At 58.3% G+C, this 16,175-nt stretch carries 12 protein-coding genes; 7 read left to right on the top strand and 5 right to left on the bottom strand.

What is annotated here, in order from left to right; genetic code table 11:
* Window positions 1-67: 67 nt before the first annotated feature.
* The gene (locus C4S72_RS10765; RefSeq protein WP_235009123.1) at window positions 68-2,125 is read right to left on the bottom strand and encodes a TonB-dependent receptor domain-containing protein; all 2,058 of its coding nucleotides are present in this window, start codon (window positions 2,123-2,125) and stop codon (window positions 68-70) included.
* A gap of 289 nt (window positions 2,126-2,414) precedes the next feature.
* On the opposite strand from C4S72_RS10765, the gene fadB reads away from it, so the two are divergent.
* Both fadB and fadA read left to right on the top strand, forming a co-directional pair.
* The gene (gene fadB / locus C4S72_RS10770) at window positions 2,415-4,574 is read left to right on the top strand and encodes a fatty acid oxidation complex subunit alpha FadB (RefSeq protein ID WP_104003131.1); all 2,160 of its coding nucleotides are present in this window, start codon (window positions 2,415-2,417) and stop codon (window positions 4,572-4,574) included.
* Window positions 4,571-5,749 carry an acetyl-CoA C-acyltransferase FadA gene (gene fadA / locus C4S72_RS10775; RefSeq protein WP_104003132.1) on the top strand — a complete coding sequence of 393 codons (1,179 nt, stop codon included), beginning with the start codon at window positions 4,571-4,573 and terminating at the stop codon, window positions 5,747-5,749. The genes fadB and fadA overlap by 4 nt, the downstream gene beginning before the upstream one ends.
* A 38-nt stretch (window positions 5,750-5,787) precedes the next feature.
* On the opposite strand, the gene C4S72_RS10780 is transcribed toward fadA, so the two are convergent.
* Complete coding sequence (locus C4S72_RS10780) at window positions 5,788-6,078, bottom strand: DUF1330 domain-containing protein (protein WP_104003133.1); 291 nt, start codon at window positions 6,076-6,078, stop codon at window positions 5,788-5,790.
* A gap of 131 nt (window positions 6,079-6,209) precedes the next feature.
* Window positions 6,210-7,535: a cation:proton antiporter gene (locus C4S72_RS10785; RefSeq protein WP_104003134.1), complete on the bottom strand. Its 1,326-nt coding sequence runs from the start codon at window positions 7,533-7,535 to the stop codon at window positions 6,210-6,212.
* Between the two features lie 441 nt (window positions 7,536-7,976).
* On the opposite strand from C4S72_RS10785, the gene C4S72_RS10790 reads away from it, so the two are divergent.
* Both C4S72_RS10790 and C4S72_RS10795 read left to right on the top strand, forming a co-directional pair.
* Window positions 7,977-8,435, top strand: a complete 459-nt coding sequence (locus C4S72_RS10790; RefSeq protein ID WP_104003135.1) for a MarR family winged helix-turn-helix transcriptional regulator — start codon at window positions 7,977-7,979, stop codon at window positions 8,433-8,435.
* Window positions 8,436-8,441: 6 nt separating this feature from the next.
* A complete protein-coding gene (locus C4S72_RS10795; RefSeq protein ID WP_104003136.1) occupies window positions 8,442-9,206 on the top strand; it encodes a siderophore-interacting protein in 765 nt (254 codons plus the stop codon).
* A 77-nt stretch (window positions 9,207-9,283) separates the two neighbouring features.
* Here C4S72_RS10795 and C4S72_RS10800 read toward each other — a convergent pair whose 3' ends face one another.
* Both C4S72_RS10800 and C4S72_RS10805 read right to left on the bottom strand, forming a co-directional pair.
* Window positions 9,284-11,050: an acyl-CoA dehydrogenase gene (locus C4S72_RS10800; protein WP_104003137.1), complete on the bottom strand. Its 1,767-nt coding sequence runs from the start codon at window positions 11,048-11,050 to the stop codon at window positions 9,284-9,286.
* 94 nt (window positions 11,051-11,144) lie between these two features.
* Complete coding sequence (locus C4S72_RS10805) at window positions 11,145-12,044, bottom strand: LysR family transcriptional regulator (RefSeq protein ID WP_104003138.1); 900 nt, start codon at window positions 12,042-12,044, stop codon at window positions 11,145-11,147.
* 135 nt (window positions 12,045-12,179) lie between these two features.
* Between C4S72_RS10805 and C4S72_RS10810 the strand changes: the two genes are divergently transcribed.
* Genes C4S72_RS10810 through C4S72_RS10820 form a run of 3 tightly spaced genes read left to right on the top strand, consistent with a single transcriptional unit; the run spans window position 12,180 to window position 16,165 of the window.
* On the top strand, window positions 12,180-14,162 hold the full coding sequence (locus tag C4S72_RS10810) for a ligand-gated channel protein (protein WP_407657702.1): 1,983 nt from the start codon (window positions 12,180-12,182) through the stop codon (window positions 14,160-14,162).
* Between the two features lie 42 nt (window positions 14,163-14,204).
* Window positions 14,205-15,158: an ABC transporter substrate-binding protein gene (locus tag C4S72_RS10815; RefSeq protein WP_104003139.1), complete on the top strand. Its 954-nt coding sequence runs from the start codon at window positions 14,205-14,207 to the stop codon at window positions 15,156-15,158.
* On the top strand, window positions 15,155-16,165 hold the full coding sequence (locus C4S72_RS10820) for a FecCD family ABC transporter permease (RefSeq protein ID WP_104003140.1): 1,011 nt from the start codon (window positions 15,155-15,157) through the stop codon (window positions 16,163-16,165). Before C4S72_RS10815 ends, C4S72_RS10820 begins: the two co-directional genes overlap by 4 nt.
* The last annotated feature ends 10 nt before the right edge of the window (window positions 16,166-16,175 follow it).

Raw genomic sequence — 16,175 nt, forward strand, 5'->3', positions numbered from 1 at the left:
AAATAAAAAGGCCACCTGCAAGGGTGGCCGAAAAGGTATTACTGAAGAAGGCTAGCTCAACGCGAACTTAGAAGTTGTACTGGATTTTCGCCTGGTAACGGCGGCCATCGAGTACCTTTTCGTATTTGTCGTAGTACACGTCTTTATCGAACAGGTTATAAACACCGGTGTAGAAGGTGGTGCTGTCGGTCAGGCGATAACGCAGGCCCACATCAACAAAGGTGTAGCTCGGCACCTCTTCCACCATGGCGGTGCGGCTCAGGCCTTCTGATGAACGGCCACGGTAGTTCAGGCGGCTCCATACGTTCAGCTCGTAGCTCGGTGTCCAGTCCAGGCTGGCGTTGAACATGTGCTTGGGCAGACGGTTCAGCGGCTCGCCACTGAATTCACCGGAACGCTGTTCCGAGTCGGTGTAGGTGTAGTTGGCACTCACCTCGACGGTATCGCTCAACGGCAGGCTGGCGGTGGCTTCGATACCTCGCATCACCACTTCATCTACGTTATAGCGAGTGCTGATAAAGTCGTAGCTCTCCCCCAAGTAAACGCAGGATGCATCGCCGTTACTGACATCGCAGTAGCGGTCTTCGGTGATCTTGTCCTCGTAGGAAGTGTGGTAGACCGTCAGGCCCAGCTGAACACCGTCGTAGTTCTGCCAGTTTACGCCCAGCTCGCCAGTCACGCTTTTTTCTGCTTCCAGATCCGAGTTACCCACAATAACCGCGTTACCACCACGGCCACCGGTGGCCTGACCCCAGCCGTCGGTGGCCTGACGCAGATCTGGTGAACGATAGCCGGAGCTGATACCACCTTTGAAGGTCCACTGATCATCGGCATGCCAGACACCGTAGATACGAGGGGTCCAGGCGCTGCCATAATTCTCGTCGCGGTTGTAACGCAGGCCGGTAGTGATCGCCAGGCTATCGGTAAGGAAGTACTCATCCTCGGCAAACAGCGCCATCTGCCAGCGCGTCAGGTCCTGCATGGTGCCAGTCTGGTTGCCGCCATCGGTGAGCTCCTGCTTGTCATACTGGGCGCCGATGGTGAGCATATGGTTGGTCAGGTTGAATACCGACTTGTGGTTGAGCACCTGCTCCTGGTAATTCATGTCGCGGGTGGGGTTATCGGTCTCGTCATAGGTGTAATAGGTATCGTGCTGACCGATATCGCTGCTGAACTCATGGGTCAGGCCGAAGTTGTCACGCTCGTAAACCACATCGGTCGGATCGCTACCACGACCGCTGGTGGGAGATGACTTGCCCGGATTGGTGGCGCGACGCTGGCGTGAGTGGCCAGCCTCAAACTTCAGTGTCTGATCCTCGGACAGCATCCAGGTCATTTTACCGTTGATGTTGCCGTTGCTCTGATCGCTGTAGCCGTTGAGGATCTCATCCTCATCACGCTCGGAGTACTGGCCGTAAACCTGCAGGCCCAGCTTGTCGTTGATCATCGGGCCGTTAACGTAGAAGTTGGTGCGGCGCTCGTCGCCGGAATCGTCATCTTCCTGCAGAATCGTTTCGGCACTGATCTCACCACCCCACTCCGGAGCCACTTTGCGGGTGATGATGTTGATCACACCGCCCAGCGCATCGGAGCCGTACAGCGATGACATGGGGCCACGTATCACTTCGATACGTTCAATTGCGGAGAGCGGCGGGATCCAGCCCTGTTCGATGCCCGGGCCATCGCTGTTCGGGCGGGTTTCACGGCTGCTCTGACGCTTGCCATCGACCAGGAACAGGGTGTATTTGCCGCCCATACCACGCATGGAGATATCAGCGCTGGAACCGCCACCGGTGACGACAACACCCGGCACGTCAGACAGTGCATCGGTGACATCCTTGAACGGACGCTTTTCCAGATCTTCTCGGGTGATCACGCTGATAGATGCCGGGGCATCAACCACTTCCTGCTCATAACCCGCTGCAGAAACAACCATCTCCTTCAGTTGCACCGGCTCTGCCGCCAACGCCATGGAGGCACAGATTGCCAGGCCGAGGCCGAAAGTCCCTTTCTGCAGGACACTGACGGGGATGGTTCTTGTCCGTGGGGCCGCTGTATAAAGAGTGCCTTCCTGGCTCTGGCTCCGCTGGTTCAAATCCGCTGCGTTATCGCTTATGTGGTTCAACTTCTTCACCTTTCAACAAACGAGTATCGATTAACATACATAATTAAGTTAATGATAATCGTTACTATTCGTAATCAACAGTTAAAACGATGGCACACCCCATCCCATAAAATGGAACAGCACTCTTCAGCGGCCGCGAACTGCTTTTAGTTAAATAAGCGCTGACTGATTACAGGGCCGCTGCAGTCTCATCCTTAACACCGAATGGTTGAAACCGATTCATCTTCTAAACTGATGAATACCGGGGACAAACAACAAGTCGCCCAGCTTCATAACCAAGGAGGCCAGCATGCTGATGGCAGGTCAGTCGGTCCATCTCAGAGCGCTCGACTCGGGCATCCACGAACTGGTTTTCAGTAGTAACCAGAGCGTCAACACTCTCAATCAGGCCACCCTCGCCGAGTTAAACGACGCCATCTCAGCGTTAAAAACGGAGCCTGATGTCACAGGTCTGCTGGTGCGCAGCGATAAAGAGAGCTTTATCGTCGGCGCCGATATCACCGAATTTTTGCCCGCCTTTGCCGCAGGCGAGAACGCTATCCGGCAGCTGACCAGCACAATCCAACAGCTATTCAACGCCATCGAGGAACTACCCTTCCCCACCGTTGCCGCCATCAACGGGCTGGCACTCGGTGGCGGCCTGGAACTGGCGCTCAGCTGCGATTACAGGATCGGCTCAACCTCATCTCGCACGGGCTTTCCGGAAGTGAAGCTGGGTATTTTCCCCGGCTGGGGCGGCACGGTAAGGCTCCCCCGGTTGATCGGCCTGGATAACGCTATCGAGTGGATCTGCGGTGCGCAGCAGTATTCGGCAGCCGATGCTCTGGCGGTAGGCGTATTGGATACACTGGTGCAACCGGAGCTGCTAAACGAAGCCTCAATCGCCCTGTTAAAGGAGAGCATCTCGGGCCGATTCGACTTTCACGCCCGACGTGCTGAAAAGCTTGCGCCGGTGAAGCTCTCAGCACTGGAGCAAACCCTCGCCTTTGAATCCGCCAAGGGTTTAATCGGCGCCAAGGCAGGTCCCCATTACCCCGCGCCTCTGGCAGCACTGAAGACGATCCAGAAACAGGCTTCGATGCCGCGTGATGCAGCGCTGGAAGTAGAAACCGCAGAGCTTCCAAAGGTCGCCACTCACCCCACTACAACCGCGCTTATCGGTCTTTTTCTGAAAGAGCAGAGGGTGAAGAAAATTACTCGGCACTATGAAAAAAACGCCACACCGGTGAGCCGGGCAGCGGTGCTCGGCGCCGGCATTATGGGAGGCGGTATCGCCTACCAGAGCGCTAGCCGCGGCACCCCGGTATTGATGAAAGATATCAACGAGGCGGCACTGCAACTGGGGCTCGATGAAGCCGCGAAGTTGCTCAACCAGCAGTTGGAGCGCGGAAAGATCGACAGCCGAAAGCTGTCCAGGGTGCTGAACAATATCCGCCCAACCCTGAGCTTTGGCGACTTCACCGGCGTCGATCTGGTTGTAGAAGCGGTGGTGGAGAATCCAAAGGTCAAAAAAAGCGTACTCGCCGAGGTGGAGCAGTACCTGCCGGAGGGGGCGATTCTGGCGTCCAACACCTCCACCATATCGATCACCGATCTGGCCGGCGCGCTAAAGCATCCGGAAAACTTCTGCGGCATGCACTTTTTCAACCCGGTGCACCGCATGCCTCTGGTCGAGGTGATCCGTGGTAAACAGAGCTCAGACCGAGCCATTGCCCAAACCGTCGCCTATGCCAAGGCACTGGGCAAAACACCAATCGTGGTTAACGACTGCCCTGGGTTTCTGGTCAACCGCATACTCTTCCCCTACTTCATCGGCTTCTCCTCACTGCTGAGCGATGGCGCCGACTATCGTCAGATCGACCAGGTGATGGAGGCCTTTGGCTGGCCCATGGGCCCGGCCTACCTGCTGGATGTGATCGGCATAGACACCGCCTGTCACGCCGATGCGGTGCTGGCTGCGGGTTACCCGGACCGCATGGCTCATAGCGGTGAGACCGCTATCGAGCGGTTATTCAAGCTGGGTCGGCTGGGACAGAAAAGCGGTCAGGGCTTTTACCGCTACGAACCCGACCACAAGGGCAAGCCGAAGAAGCTGGTGGATGATGAGCTGCCCGCCCTGCTTGCCGACCTGACCGGCACACCGCGGGAATTCAGCGATGAGGAGATCATCGCCCGGATGATGTTGCCGCTCTGTATCGAGACGGTGCGCTGCCTTGAGGAGGGAATCGTTGGCTCCCCGGCCGAAGCAGACATGGCGCTGATCTACGGCATCGGCTTTCCGCCGTTCCGGGGCGGTGCACTTTACTACCTGGATCAACAGGGGCTAGACAACGTCTGCCGCCTGGCTGAACGCTTTAACGACCTGGGCAAGCTGTACCAGCCCACCGATAAAATGCTTGCGATGGCCAAGGCCGGTACAACCTATTTCGGCGGGGAGGATAAAGCATGAGCATTCAAGCCAGCGATGTGGTGATCATCGATGCCCTGCGTACCCCCATGGGCCGCTCCAAGGGCGGAGCCTTCCGTCAGGTGCGCGCCGAAGAACTCTCCGCTGTTTGCCTGCGCGCCCTGCTTGCGCGCAACCCGGCGCCTGACCCGGCCGATATCGAGGATGTGATCTGGGGCTGCGTCAACCAGACCCTGGAACAGGGTGCCAATATCGCCCGTAACAGCGCCCTGCTGGCGGGCCTGCCCCACAGTGTCGCGGGTCAGACAATCAACCGCCTCTGCGGCTCGTCGATGTCGGCACTGCACAGCGCCGCCCAGGCGATACAGAGCGGCAACGGCGACTGCTTTATCGTCGGTGGCGTCGAACATATGGGTCATCTGGCCATGGATCACGGCATCGACTTTAACCCGGCGCTATCGAAGCAGGTAACCAAAGCCTCGATGATGATGGGGCTCACCGCCGAACTGCTGGGGCAGATGAACGCCATCTCCCGCGAGCAGCAGGATCAGTTTGCGGCTCGCTCGCACAGGCTAGCCCATCAGGCTCAGTTGGAGGGGCGCTGGCAAAACGAGATCATCGCCACCGAGGGCATGGATGAGCGCGGCTTTAAGATTCTGGTAGAGCAGGATGAAGTCATCCGCCCCGACACCAGCGTTGAAACCCTGGCCACGCTGAAGCCTGTGTTTAACCCCAGGGGCGGCACCATTACCGCGGGCAGCTCGTCGGCGATCTCCGACGGTGCTTCCGCCCTGCTGGTGATGTCGGCCGACAAGGCGCAGCAACTGGGACTGAAGCCCCGCGTCCGCGTGCTGAGCATGGCGGTAGCGGGCTGCGATCCATCTATCATGGGTTACGGACCGGTACCCGCCACTGAAAAGGCGCTAAAACGCGCGGGCCTGAAACTCGCCGACCTGGATATTATCGAGCTGAACGAGGCATTTGCCGCCCAGGCGCTATCGGTACTGAAAGGCCTGAACCTATTAGATCAGATAGACACCAGGGTGAACCTTAACGGCGGCGCTATCGCCCTGGGTCATCCACTGGGCTGCTCCGGCGCACGGATCAGCACCACCCTGATCAATCTGATGGAACAGCGTGACGCATCGCTGGGCCTGGCAACCATGTGTATCGGTATGGGACAGGGGATCGCGACGGTGTTTGAGCGCGTGGGTTGAATACGAAAAAGCCGGGCTGAGCGGCCCGGCTTTTCATTTTAGAGTCCATGCAGAAGTATGGCGTTCGCCTCTACCGAGGCGTGCCTTTCCCCGATAATCGCCTGATACTCAGGTGAGTCATACCAGGCTTTGGCCGCTGCAGCGGAATCCCATTCCAGCAGCACCGTTCGGCTACCGTGCCAGCTCCCTTCCAGCACTTCGGGGCTGTCATCCACCATAATGATGCGTCCACCGCTATCGGTGATCGTCTTGACCACCTTGGCGATGTAAGCGTCATACAGCGGTTGATCCAGCACCGCTTCGGTAAACAGCATATATCCCTTGGCCATAACCTGTCCCCCGATTTGATTTGTAACTGATACACATAACCGGGAAGCCCTAACGGGCAGGTTCTATGCTCCGAGGGAGATCGGCGGCCGTGCCACTTTTCTCCCTCTCATAGACAGTATGGCAAATGCGCTCAGGCGGGCTTTTCCGAACGCTGCTCCGCCTTTTCCTTACGCACTTCGATGCGGTTCGCCTTGATGCTCTTGCGGATCATCGGCGCGATGGTCAGCCCCTGGACTACGATGGAGAAGATCACGACCATATAGGTGATGATCAGCAGCAGGTTGTGAATATCCACCCCTTTTACCACCATTTCAGCATCTGGGATCGACGCTGCCATGGCCAGCGCCAGACCACCGCGCAGACCACCCCAGGTGAGGATTTTCACCGAGTTGACGTCATACCGACGGAAACGGCGGAACACGCTGAACGGAATACCCACGCTGATAAAACGCGCCAGCAGAACAACCGGCACCATCAACAGCCCCAGCCCCACTTCAACCAGGGTCACGTTCATGGTCACCAGCATCAGGCCAATCAGCAGGAACAGCAGCGCGTTGAGGAAGCTGTCGGTAGCGTGCCAGAAGTTATTGATGTACTGGGAGCTACTTGGGTCGTTCGGGTCGGCCACCTTGGCGCGGGTAACGTTACCGATAAAGATACCGGCCACGACCATCGCCAGAGCACCGGAGATCTCCATCATGTTGGCCAGAGCAAACCCCGCCGAGGGGATCATCAGTGTGATCAACAGACGGATATTGGCATCCCCACGGGAGTTACACAGCAGGAAGTGACCGATCAGCGCCAGCACGAAACCAAAGGCGATACCACCGAGAGCATCGCTGAAGAACAGTTCGGCAACGCCAGCCACAGTGGGCTCTGTACCGGAAAACGCAACCGCGAAGATCGTGGTGAACACCACCAGGCCGACGCCATCGTTAAACAGAGACTCCCCCTCTACCTGGATCGAAATACCCTGGGGAGCATTCATCTGTTTGATGATCGCCAACACGGCGATGGGGTCGGTAGGGCTGATCAGCGCACCGAACAGCAAACAGTAGATCAGCGGTACCGACCAGCCCAGCGCGCCCAGCAGCCAGTAGGCCAGATAGCCGACGATGACGGTGGAAAGCAGGGTTGAGAACAGCACCAGCACGGTGATCTCCCAGCGTTGCTTGCGCAATGCGGGCAGGTCGATCTCCAGAGCACCTGCAAACAGCAGAAAGCCTAGCATCCCTTTCAATAGCAACTGGTTAAAGTTAAGACTGCCGAGCGTATTGGTGATGGATGCTGCCAGATCGTCGCCGATGAGTTTGAAAGACAGCATTAAAAGCAGAGAGATCACCACCGATCCGGTGGTTATGGCAATCGTCGTCTGAAGTTTCAGAACATACTGATTGGTGTAAGCGATGAGCACGGCCAAGGCCGATAACAAGCAGAGTAGATACCATGCATTCATGGATTGTTTCCTGACTATCAATTAAAAAATCGGTTCGCGATAGCACTCCTGGTAGGACTGTTAGCGTAAATACAGGGGCGCCCCGCCATAGATTGGCCAGGCGCTAAAAATTCGAAGAAGGTTTTGCGATAGCGCTGTTCAGGGTGTTTTCTGAACAAATTTTGATCTCGGTCAATATTAACATAAGGCGATAAATCCCCCTCGCAGAAGCTGTGCGTGATTTCAGCAACATAGTGTGATCGAAATCGCCTACATACACTTGTCTGCTGCTCTCTTGCCCCGCCACCCGGAGCTTCTCCCTGTTTCAGTCCCATCTTCGTCGCTCCATCGACGGCCGCTGGGTCAGGTAACTAAAACCGCAAATGATTGACATTATCATCAACTTGAAAATAAGATGACTTTATCAACTAACTTACACCACGCCACACACAGGTTATGCCGATGTCATCCCGCCCTCTCAGCGACACTCTGCACCGACTGATGCACGCCTACCGGCAGCTGATGCTGGAAGCAATTCGCGAGCAGGGAATAGAACTGCCGATCACTCATATCCGTGTGCTCAAGGGGATTTGCCGCATTGAAGAGTGCACTGCTCACCATATTGCCAGCCAGATGCGCCGCGACCGGGCCCAGATTGCACGAGTGATCAGCGAACTGGTCAAGAACGGTTTGATCATCAAGGTCAGCCACCCCAAAGACCGACGCAGCCAGTTGCTGGAGCCCACGGCGGCGGGACTTGAACTGCGAGCGCGTCTGGACAAGGTCGAGGAACAGGTAACACAACGACTGACCAACCCGCTGTCGGCAGACGAAATTGAAATCTTTGAAAAGATCGCCGGTCGCATGACAGAACAGGTGACACCCCAGCCGTCCAACGACCCAACGAACGAGGCACAGTGAATAACTATGAAAAAACCTGAACCCAGAGAGCTCGAGGTGATCCGCACCGCACGCATCACACCCAACATGCACCGCGTCACCCTCGGTGGTGCAGGGATGAGCCAGTTCCCAGATGATCAGGAGAGCGCCTACATCAAGCTGTTCTTCCCGCAGGCGGAGGGTGAGAAACCGCTGGTACGCACCTACACCGTGCGCCATCAACGCCCCGGCGAGATCGATGTGGACTTCAACCTGCACGGCGACGCTGAAAGCGGTCTGGGCGCAGGTCCCGCTTCCAGCTGGGCTGCCAGCACCCAACCCGGTGACCGTATTCTGGTGGGCGGCCCTGGCACGAAGAAAATGATCAACCCGGATGCTGACTGGCACCTGCTGGCCGGCGATATGACCGCCCTGCCCGCTATCAGCGTTAACCTGGAGCAGCTACCCGAGGATGCCCGCGGACACGCGGTGATATCGATCATGCATGAGGACGATGCCCAGCCGCTGAAACATCCCGCGAACATCACGCTGCACTGGGTCGTAGATCCCTCGCCCCGCGACGAGAACCAGACTCTGCTGAACTACATCAGCAAACTGGATCTGCCGGAGGGCGAACCCTCGATCTGGACCGCTTGCGAGTTCACCAGCATGAGAGCACTGCGCCATCACTTCAAGGAGACCTGGCAGCCGCCGCGTGAACGCCTGTATATCTCCAGCTACTGGAAGCGCGGCCGCAGCGAGGATCAGCACAAGGTGATCAAGCGCGAGGATGCGGACAGGGAAGGTAATTGAACCACCCGCTTACTCAGTTAGCGGAGGCCGGGCAAAGAGTTTCTCGGCCCGGCCTGGCGAAATACCCCTGATGTGACTTAGAACTGCTCCTCATCGATCGCCATCAATGTCGTTGAACCGGCAGCGGCAGCCTGTGCCAGTGAACTACAGCGTCCCAACAGCTGTTCGGCGTAGGCACTGGCCACCTGCTGCCGCGTTTGCCAGAAAGCCTGGTCTTCGCCCTTTTGCTCATGCTCTGCCGCCCGCTGTGAACTGCGCAGCAGCATCCAGCCACCACAGAGATAACCAAGCAGCAGCATCAGGTTAACGCTGCCCGCCGCCGGTGCCGCGGGATCGGCCTTGGCCCTTGCCATCAGGCCATCCACACAGCGTCGAGACTGCGCCAGTGCTTCACGCAGACCATCGCTGAGCACTGCAGGCGCCAGCGAACAGGTATCGATGGCCGCATCGATCTCCGCAAACAGATCACCCAGGGCTGCGCCCTGGTCCGCCGCAATTTTTCGACCGATCAGATCCAGCGCCTGAATCCCGGTGGTCCCCTCGTAGATCGGCAGAATACGGGCATCCCGGTATAGCTGGGCCACACCTGTCTCTTCGATGTAGCCCATGCCACCGTGTACCTGCATCGACAGTGAACAGACCTCCTGGGCAAGTTCGGTCATCCAGCCTTTGACCAGCGGTGTATAGAGCGCCACCCGGGCCTCACGTCTTTTGCGCTCATCGCCCTCCGCCGCACGGGCTCTGTCCACTTCCGCGGCCGCTTCATAAGCGAAGGCGCGCATCGCCTCGCAGCAAGCCAGCATCTGCGTCAGCATGCGGCGCACATCCGGGTGGTTGATAATGGTGACCCGGCTGCCATCGGCCAGGGTGCCCTGCACCCGCTCACGTGCGTAATCCCGCGCCGCCTGGTAAGCGCGCTCGGCAATCCCAAGTCCCTGCAGCCCTACCGCCTGCCGTGCGCTGTTCATCATGGTGAACATGCAGGCCAGTCCCTGGTGCGGCTCACCCACCAGATAGCCCACCGCACCGCCGTTATCACCGTAGCTCATCACGCAGGTGGGGCTGCCGTGGATCCCCATCTTGTGCTCCACGGCCAGGGCGCGCAGATCATTCGGTTTGCCTGGTCTGCCCTGCTCATCCAGCAGATATTTGGGCACCAGGAACAGGGAGATCCCTTTCACGCCGACCGGTGCGTCCGGCAATCTCGCCAGAACCAGATGCACGATATTTTCCGCCATCCGGTGATCGCCCCAGGTGATATAGATCTTCTGCCCGGTTATCAGATAATGATCGCCCTGCGGCACGGCGCGGCTTTTCAGCGCGGCCAGATCACTGCCGGCATCCGGCTCGGTCAGGTTCATGGTGCCGGTCCATTCACCGCTGGTGACTTTCTCCAGCCAGAGCGTCTTCAGCTCCTCAGTGCCGTGAACGCCCAGGGCTTCTATGACACCGGAGGTCAGCAGTGGGCAGAGCGCCCAGGCCAGGTTGGATGACTGCCAGATTTCGTTGGTGGCGACGGAGAGCAGATTGGGCAGGCCCTGACCACCGTACTCCGGATCGCCGGCCAGAGAGGGCCAGCCGGCCTCGCAAAACTGATGGTAGATATCGGCAAAGCCGGAGGTTTCCTGTACCCCGTCGGGGGTGAGCTTCGCCGGCTCCAGATCGCCCTGCCGGTTGGAAGGAGCAAGGAGGTTTTCGCCAAAGCGCGCCGCTTCATCAAAGATCGCTGCCAGCATTTCAGCATCAAGTTCGTCATTGTCGGCACCGCCCACTGGCTTGGGAACACCGACCACATCGTTAATCAGGAAAAGCGCCTGTTTGCGCGGAAAACGGTAGTTGAGCATAGCCGCCGATACCCCCGATCATCTCTGCTTGTATGATTCAGGATCGTCTCTGGCGGCGAATTTGGCAATTTACGACGCTGGATATCTGCGCCACTCAGGTACGCCAGCTTTCTGGAACGGCATGGCGGATCGTGTCGATAAATACCTGGGCTCGGCGCGGCTGCTGGCCATAGGGATAGAGCAGATACACGCCCAACGACGGCCCCTGCCAGTCGGGCAGGCACTGCTCCAGAGTACCGGGATGGTGTTTCATCCGGAGCTCCACGGTCCAGTGCGGAACCAGACCGACACCACCTCCGTTGACGATGGCATCAACCTGGATCAACGCACTGTCTACGGCAAACCTGCGCGAAGGTCCCACCGGACGGTAGTACCCCTCCCCCGGGTGCCAGAGTTCGATTCCCTGGTTGCCCTGCAGGGTAAGGTCTACCCAAGCGTGCTCCGCCACTTCGCGGGGATGGCTGATTGCGCCGAGACGCTGCAGATAATCGGGATGGCCGTATATTCCCTGGCGCAGGACGCCCAGCTTTTCGCAACGCAGTGCCGTATCCGGCTCCGACCCCACCCAGATGCAGATCCCTTCCACCATGTCCGGGCCCGGCGGGTTGAACTGGGTATGCAGCTGCATCTCAAGCCCCCGATGGGTATCCATGAATCCCAACACCTGGCGGCTGAACCAGCCCCGCAGCAACAGATCATGACAATAAACATCAAGACGGCCGCTGACATCCTGGCTCAGCTCCTCAAGAGCGGAATGCCCCTGGGACGCCAGGTTCAGGATCTGCTGGCAGTACTGATAGAACAGATGCCCTGCTTCGGTGGGAATAAGACGGTTCGACTCCCGTCGCAGCAAACGCTGGCCAAGCGCGGTTTCGAGGTGCCGGATGCGTCGGCTCATGGTCGATTTAGGCAGATAAAGTTCGCGGGCGCTGTCGGTCAGACTGCGACTGTCCATGACGGCAGCAAAAGCCTCAAGCTCTTTAAGACCAAACATTTTCACTCCTTAAAACGTTCCACTTTATGCAACAGGTTGTGCTACTCTACCAGACTGCAAAAATAAATACGAACCATTATCATTAGCACTAATTAAACGGACTGACACTTATTCAGCTAATGACAGGAGATGGACATGCCTGAAGCCCACATCGCGAAGCCAAGGATGCTTCGGTCGCAACTGACCGTCGCGCTGGGACTTGCTCTGATCACCGGAATCGGTCACGCCGAGGACACGATTCAGCTCGACGATCTGGTCGTTACCGCCAGCGGCTTCGAACAGGATGTCACTTCAGCACCCGCCTCCATCAGCGTTATCACCAGTGAAGAGCTGGAAAAACGTGCCTACTCAGACCTCACCGATGCCCTGCGCAGCACGCCCGGAGTCACCGTTACCGGTGGCGGTGGTGCCAGCGGCGGTCTCGATATCAGCCTGCGAGGCATGCCTGCCAGCTATACCCTCATTCTGGTCGATGGCAAGCGCGTATCCAGCCGCGAAAGCCGTCCCAACGGCAGCGCAGGCTTTGAAACCGACTGGCTGCCGCCGCTGGATTCGATCGAACGCATTGAAGTCGTTCGTGGCCCTATGTCCACCCTTTACGGTTCTGACGCCATTGGTGGTGTGATCAACATCATCACCAAGAAAGTCCAGGATGAGTGGGGTGGCAGTATCCAGCAAGATGTCACCATTCAGGAAAATCAGGATTCGGGTAACTACTATCAATCCAGCTTCAACCTTTCAGGACCGTTGGTTGAAGACAAGCTGGGCCTGCAGGTTTATGGTCGCCTCTACAACCGTGAAGAGGATGAGATCCTCGAAGGCAACGAGGATAAAGACCTACAGAACATTAACGCCCGCCTCTCGCTTACGCCCACCGAAAATCATGACATTCTGTTTGAAGCAGGTCTGACGGACCAGGAACGCACAGCCCATATGGGCGCGTCTTTACCGGAAGAAGGCTGTCGCGGCGCCTGCAGCGACTCCCACGATAAGCATAAAAACACCCATTTCGCGCTGTCCCATAACGGACGCTGGAACTTCGGCACCACCGACAGCCATATCCAGCGCGAAAGCACCAAGAACAAAACCCGCGAAATCGAAATCACCAACACCACGGCGAAAACCAGCTTGGTGGCACCGATAGGCCAGAATCATCGATTAACTCTCGGCGCCAGCTACGAGAAAGAGGAGCTGGAAGACGGCACCACCAACCAGATCTCTGACCTGTCGAATATCGAAAGCAGCCGCTGGGCAATCTTTACCGAAGATGAGTGGATGCTGACCGACAGCTTCAGCCTGACCGCCGGTGCACGACTGGACAACGATGACAACTATGGCGACCATATCAGCCCACGCCTCTACGGGGTCTACCAGGTCGCTCCGGAATGGACCGTCAAAGGGGGCGTTGCCGGCGGCTATCGTGCGCCGAACCTGCGTGAAATCACACCGGACTGGGGCCAGGTCAGCCGTGGCGGCAACATCTACGGCAACCCGGATCTGGAAGCGGAAACATCGATCAATAAGGAAATTGCGCTCTACTACAACGGATTTAATAACGTCGATGCCTCGATAACTGTTTTCCATAACAGCTTTGACGACAAGATCACCCGCATCGCCTGCCCCATCGATATGTGTACCGATGGCGCCAACCAGTTTGGGTCCGATCCGACTTATCGCGTCAACGTGGATGAAGCGGTGACCCAGGGTGTTGAGCTGAGCCTCTCCATGCCGCTGACCACAAGCCTGGATCTGAGCACCAGCTACACCTACACCGATTCGGAACAGAAAAGTGGCGAGTATGAAGGCGAACCGCTGACCCAGCTGCCGAAGCACCTGTTCTCGGCAAACCTGGACTGGCAAGCGACAGAGTCACTGACTCATTGGACGCGCCTGACCTATCGCGGCAAAGAGAGCCAGCCAACTACCGGGCCATCCCAGAGTGCCACGGTAGCGCCATCCAGCACTCAGGTGGATACAGGCCTCGGTTACCGGATGAACGACCAGGCCACCCTCAAGGCAGGTGTCTACAACCTGTTTGACGAAGATATCGATTACGACGAATACGGATACGTATCAGATGGTCGCCGCTACTGGCTGGCCCTGAACATCAACTTTTAACGACGACTGGCGTTTCACCAGGCTTGAATGGAGTAAGAAAGCATGTCTTTGAAATCCCTGATCCCTTCTCTGCGGCAGATCACCGGGGTTGCTGCGCTGGGTGGCCTGTTGGCCGCTCAGGGCGCAGTCGCCGATGTCACCCTGGAAACCCGTTACGGTAGCGTTAGCGTCAATGACGACGTCAAACGGGTCGTAACCCTGTATGAAGGGGCCCTGGATGCGGCCGTTGCGGTCGATGTGATCCCGGTCGGTGCGATCACCACCCGCGGCGGTGATGGCGTTGCCAGCTACATTCAGGACAAGGTCGAAGGGATCGAGATTGTCGGTACCGCCCGCGAAACCAACCTGGAATCGGTGATTGCGCTACAGCCGGACCTGATCCTCGCCTCCTCGCGCCTACCGAAAGAGCAGTACGACCTGCTCAGCTCAGTTGCGCCCACCCTGGTACCGACCTTCGACCTGTTCGAGGAAGATGCCTGGAAGAAAGAGAGCCTCTACTTTGCCCGCGCCCTGAACCGGGTAGCAGAAATGGAACAGGTGCTGGCAGAGACCGATCAGCGTGGCGCCCAGGTCCAGGAAAAGCTGAATCAGACTCTATCCGGTAGCAGCCACCAGGCAACCCTGGCCCGCTGGATGCCTCAGGGCGCCCTGGTCATGTCGGACCAGCTGTTTGCTGGCAGCCTGCTGGCAGCAGCCGGTTTCGATATGAAGGACGCCGGCATTATTGAGGAAGGCCGTCCGCACAGCGAACCGCTGAGCCAGGAAAAACTCTCCCTGATCGATGGCGACTGGCTGTTCCTCGCCACCCTGAACGACGATGGCGACGCCGCCCTGGATGCTGCACGCAAGTCAGCTGCCTTCCAGCGACTGGATGTGGTTAAGAATGACCATGTCATCCCGGTGGATGGCCAACTATTCAGCAGTGCCAGCGGACCTCTCGCCGCCAACGCCATTTTTGACAAGCTGGAGACGGTGATCGACCAGGCCGCACAATGACTGCCACTGCCCCCTCTTTCCTGAAGATCATCCCGCCGCCTCTGGCCGCGGGATTTCTGCTGTGTGTCATCTGCATCGCCAGCCTGCTGCTCGGTGCCGGCGATATCAGCCCCCGCGACGCGCTGCCTGTGCTCTTCGGCGGCGGCAGCGACGAAGCGCGCTTTATCGTGCTGGAGCTGCGACTACCGCGCACGTTGGTCGCCCTGGTGGTCGGTGCTGCTCTTGGCTGCGCCGGCGCGCTGATGCAGACACTTTCACGTAACCCGCTGGCAGAGCCAGGCCTGCTCGGCATCAGCGCCGGCAGTACCTTTGCCGTAGCGGTGATGCTGATGCTCGGCGCCAGCGCCGCAACACTGGCCGTGCATGTCTCTCAGCTGGGTGCTCTGGCTGGCTGCCTGATCGTGCTCAGCGCCGCGCGGATTCAGGGCGTAGGCAACGACCCGATCCGTCTGGTGCTGGCCGGCGCCACCCTGACCGGGCTGCTGCTGTCACTCACCTCGCTGATGCTGATGTTCGATCAGCGCAGCGCCGACGAGATCCGCTTCTGGGTCACCGGCAGTGTCGCCGGCCGCAACCTTGAGGATCTTTACCGTCTGCTGCCCTCACTGGCTCTAGCACTGGCATTGATTCTCGTCGTTGTGCGTCCGCTGGCAGCACTCTCGCTGGGTGAACGTGCGGCGCAGGGGCTCGGTCATCACCCGGGACGGATCCGTTTTATTACCGTACTGGCGGTGGCACTGCTGGTGGGCTCGGCCACCGCTGTAGCCGGTCCAATCATCTTTATCGGCCTGGTGGTGCCCTTTGTAGCCCGCGCTATTGCCGGCCCCGATATTCGTCGCACGCTCTGGCTCTGTCTGCCGATCGGCCCGATTATTTTGATCACTGCGGATATTATTTCGCGCCTGGTAGTGGCTCCCGCGGAACTGCCGCTGGGTGTTCTGACCGCGATCATCGGTGCTCCGGTGCTGCTGCTGGTGGTCCGTGGCAAACGTATGCCGGCGCTGTGAGGAAGAGACC

It is taken from the genome of Marinobacterium lutimaris, assembly GCF_900108065.1.
Taxonomy (GTDB): domain Bacteria; phylum Pseudomonadota; class Gammaproteobacteria; order Pseudomonadales; family Balneatricaceae; genus Marinobacterium_D; species Marinobacterium_D lutimaris.

Excerpts from the sequence above, each read along its gene's own strand:
- C4S72_RS10795 (WP_104003136.1), top strand. The coding sequence starts at position 8,442 with ATGAAAAAACCTGAACCCAGAGAGCTCGAGGTGATCCGCACCGCACGC.
- C4S72_RS10790 (WP_104003135.1), top strand. The coding sequence starts at position 7,977 with ATGTCATCCCGCCCTCTCAGCGACACTCTGCACCGACTGATGCACGCC.
- C4S72_RS10805 (WP_104003138.1), bottom strand. The coding sequence starts at position 12,044 with ATGTTTGGTCTTAAAGAGCTTGAGGCTTTTGCTGCCGTCATGGACAGT.
- C4S72_RS10815 (WP_104003139.1), top strand. The coding sequence starts at position 14,205 with ATGTCTTTGAAATCCCTGATCCCTTCTCTGCGGCAGATCACCGGGGTT.
- C4S72_RS10820 (WP_104003140.1), top strand. The coding sequence starts at position 15,155 with ATGACTGCCACTGCCCCCTCTTTCCTGAAGATCATCCCGCCGCCTCTG.
- C4S72_RS10800 (WP_104003137.1), bottom strand. The coding sequence starts at position 11,050 with ATGCTCAACTACCGTTTTCCGCGCAAACAGGCGCTTTTCCTGATTAAC.
- C4S72_RS10785 (WP_104003134.1), bottom strand. The coding sequence starts at position 7,535 with ATGAATGCATGGTATCTACTCTGCTTGTTATCGGCCTTGGCCGTGCTC.
- C4S72_RS10780 (WP_104003133.1), bottom strand. The coding sequence starts at position 6,078 with ATGGCCAAGGGATATATGCTGTTTACCGAAGCGGTGCTGGATCAACCG.
- C4S72_RS10810 (WP_407657702.1), top strand. The coding sequence starts at position 12,180 with ATGCCTGAAGCCCACATCGCGAAGCCAAGGATGCTTCGGTCGCAACTG.
- fadA (WP_104003132.1), top strand. The coding sequence starts at position 4,571 with ATGAGCATTCAAGCCAGCGATGTGGTGATCATCGATGCCCTGCGTACC.
- fadB (WP_104003131.1), top strand. The coding sequence starts at position 2,415 with ATGCTGATGGCAGGTCAGTCGGTCCATCTCAGAGCGCTCGACTCGGGC.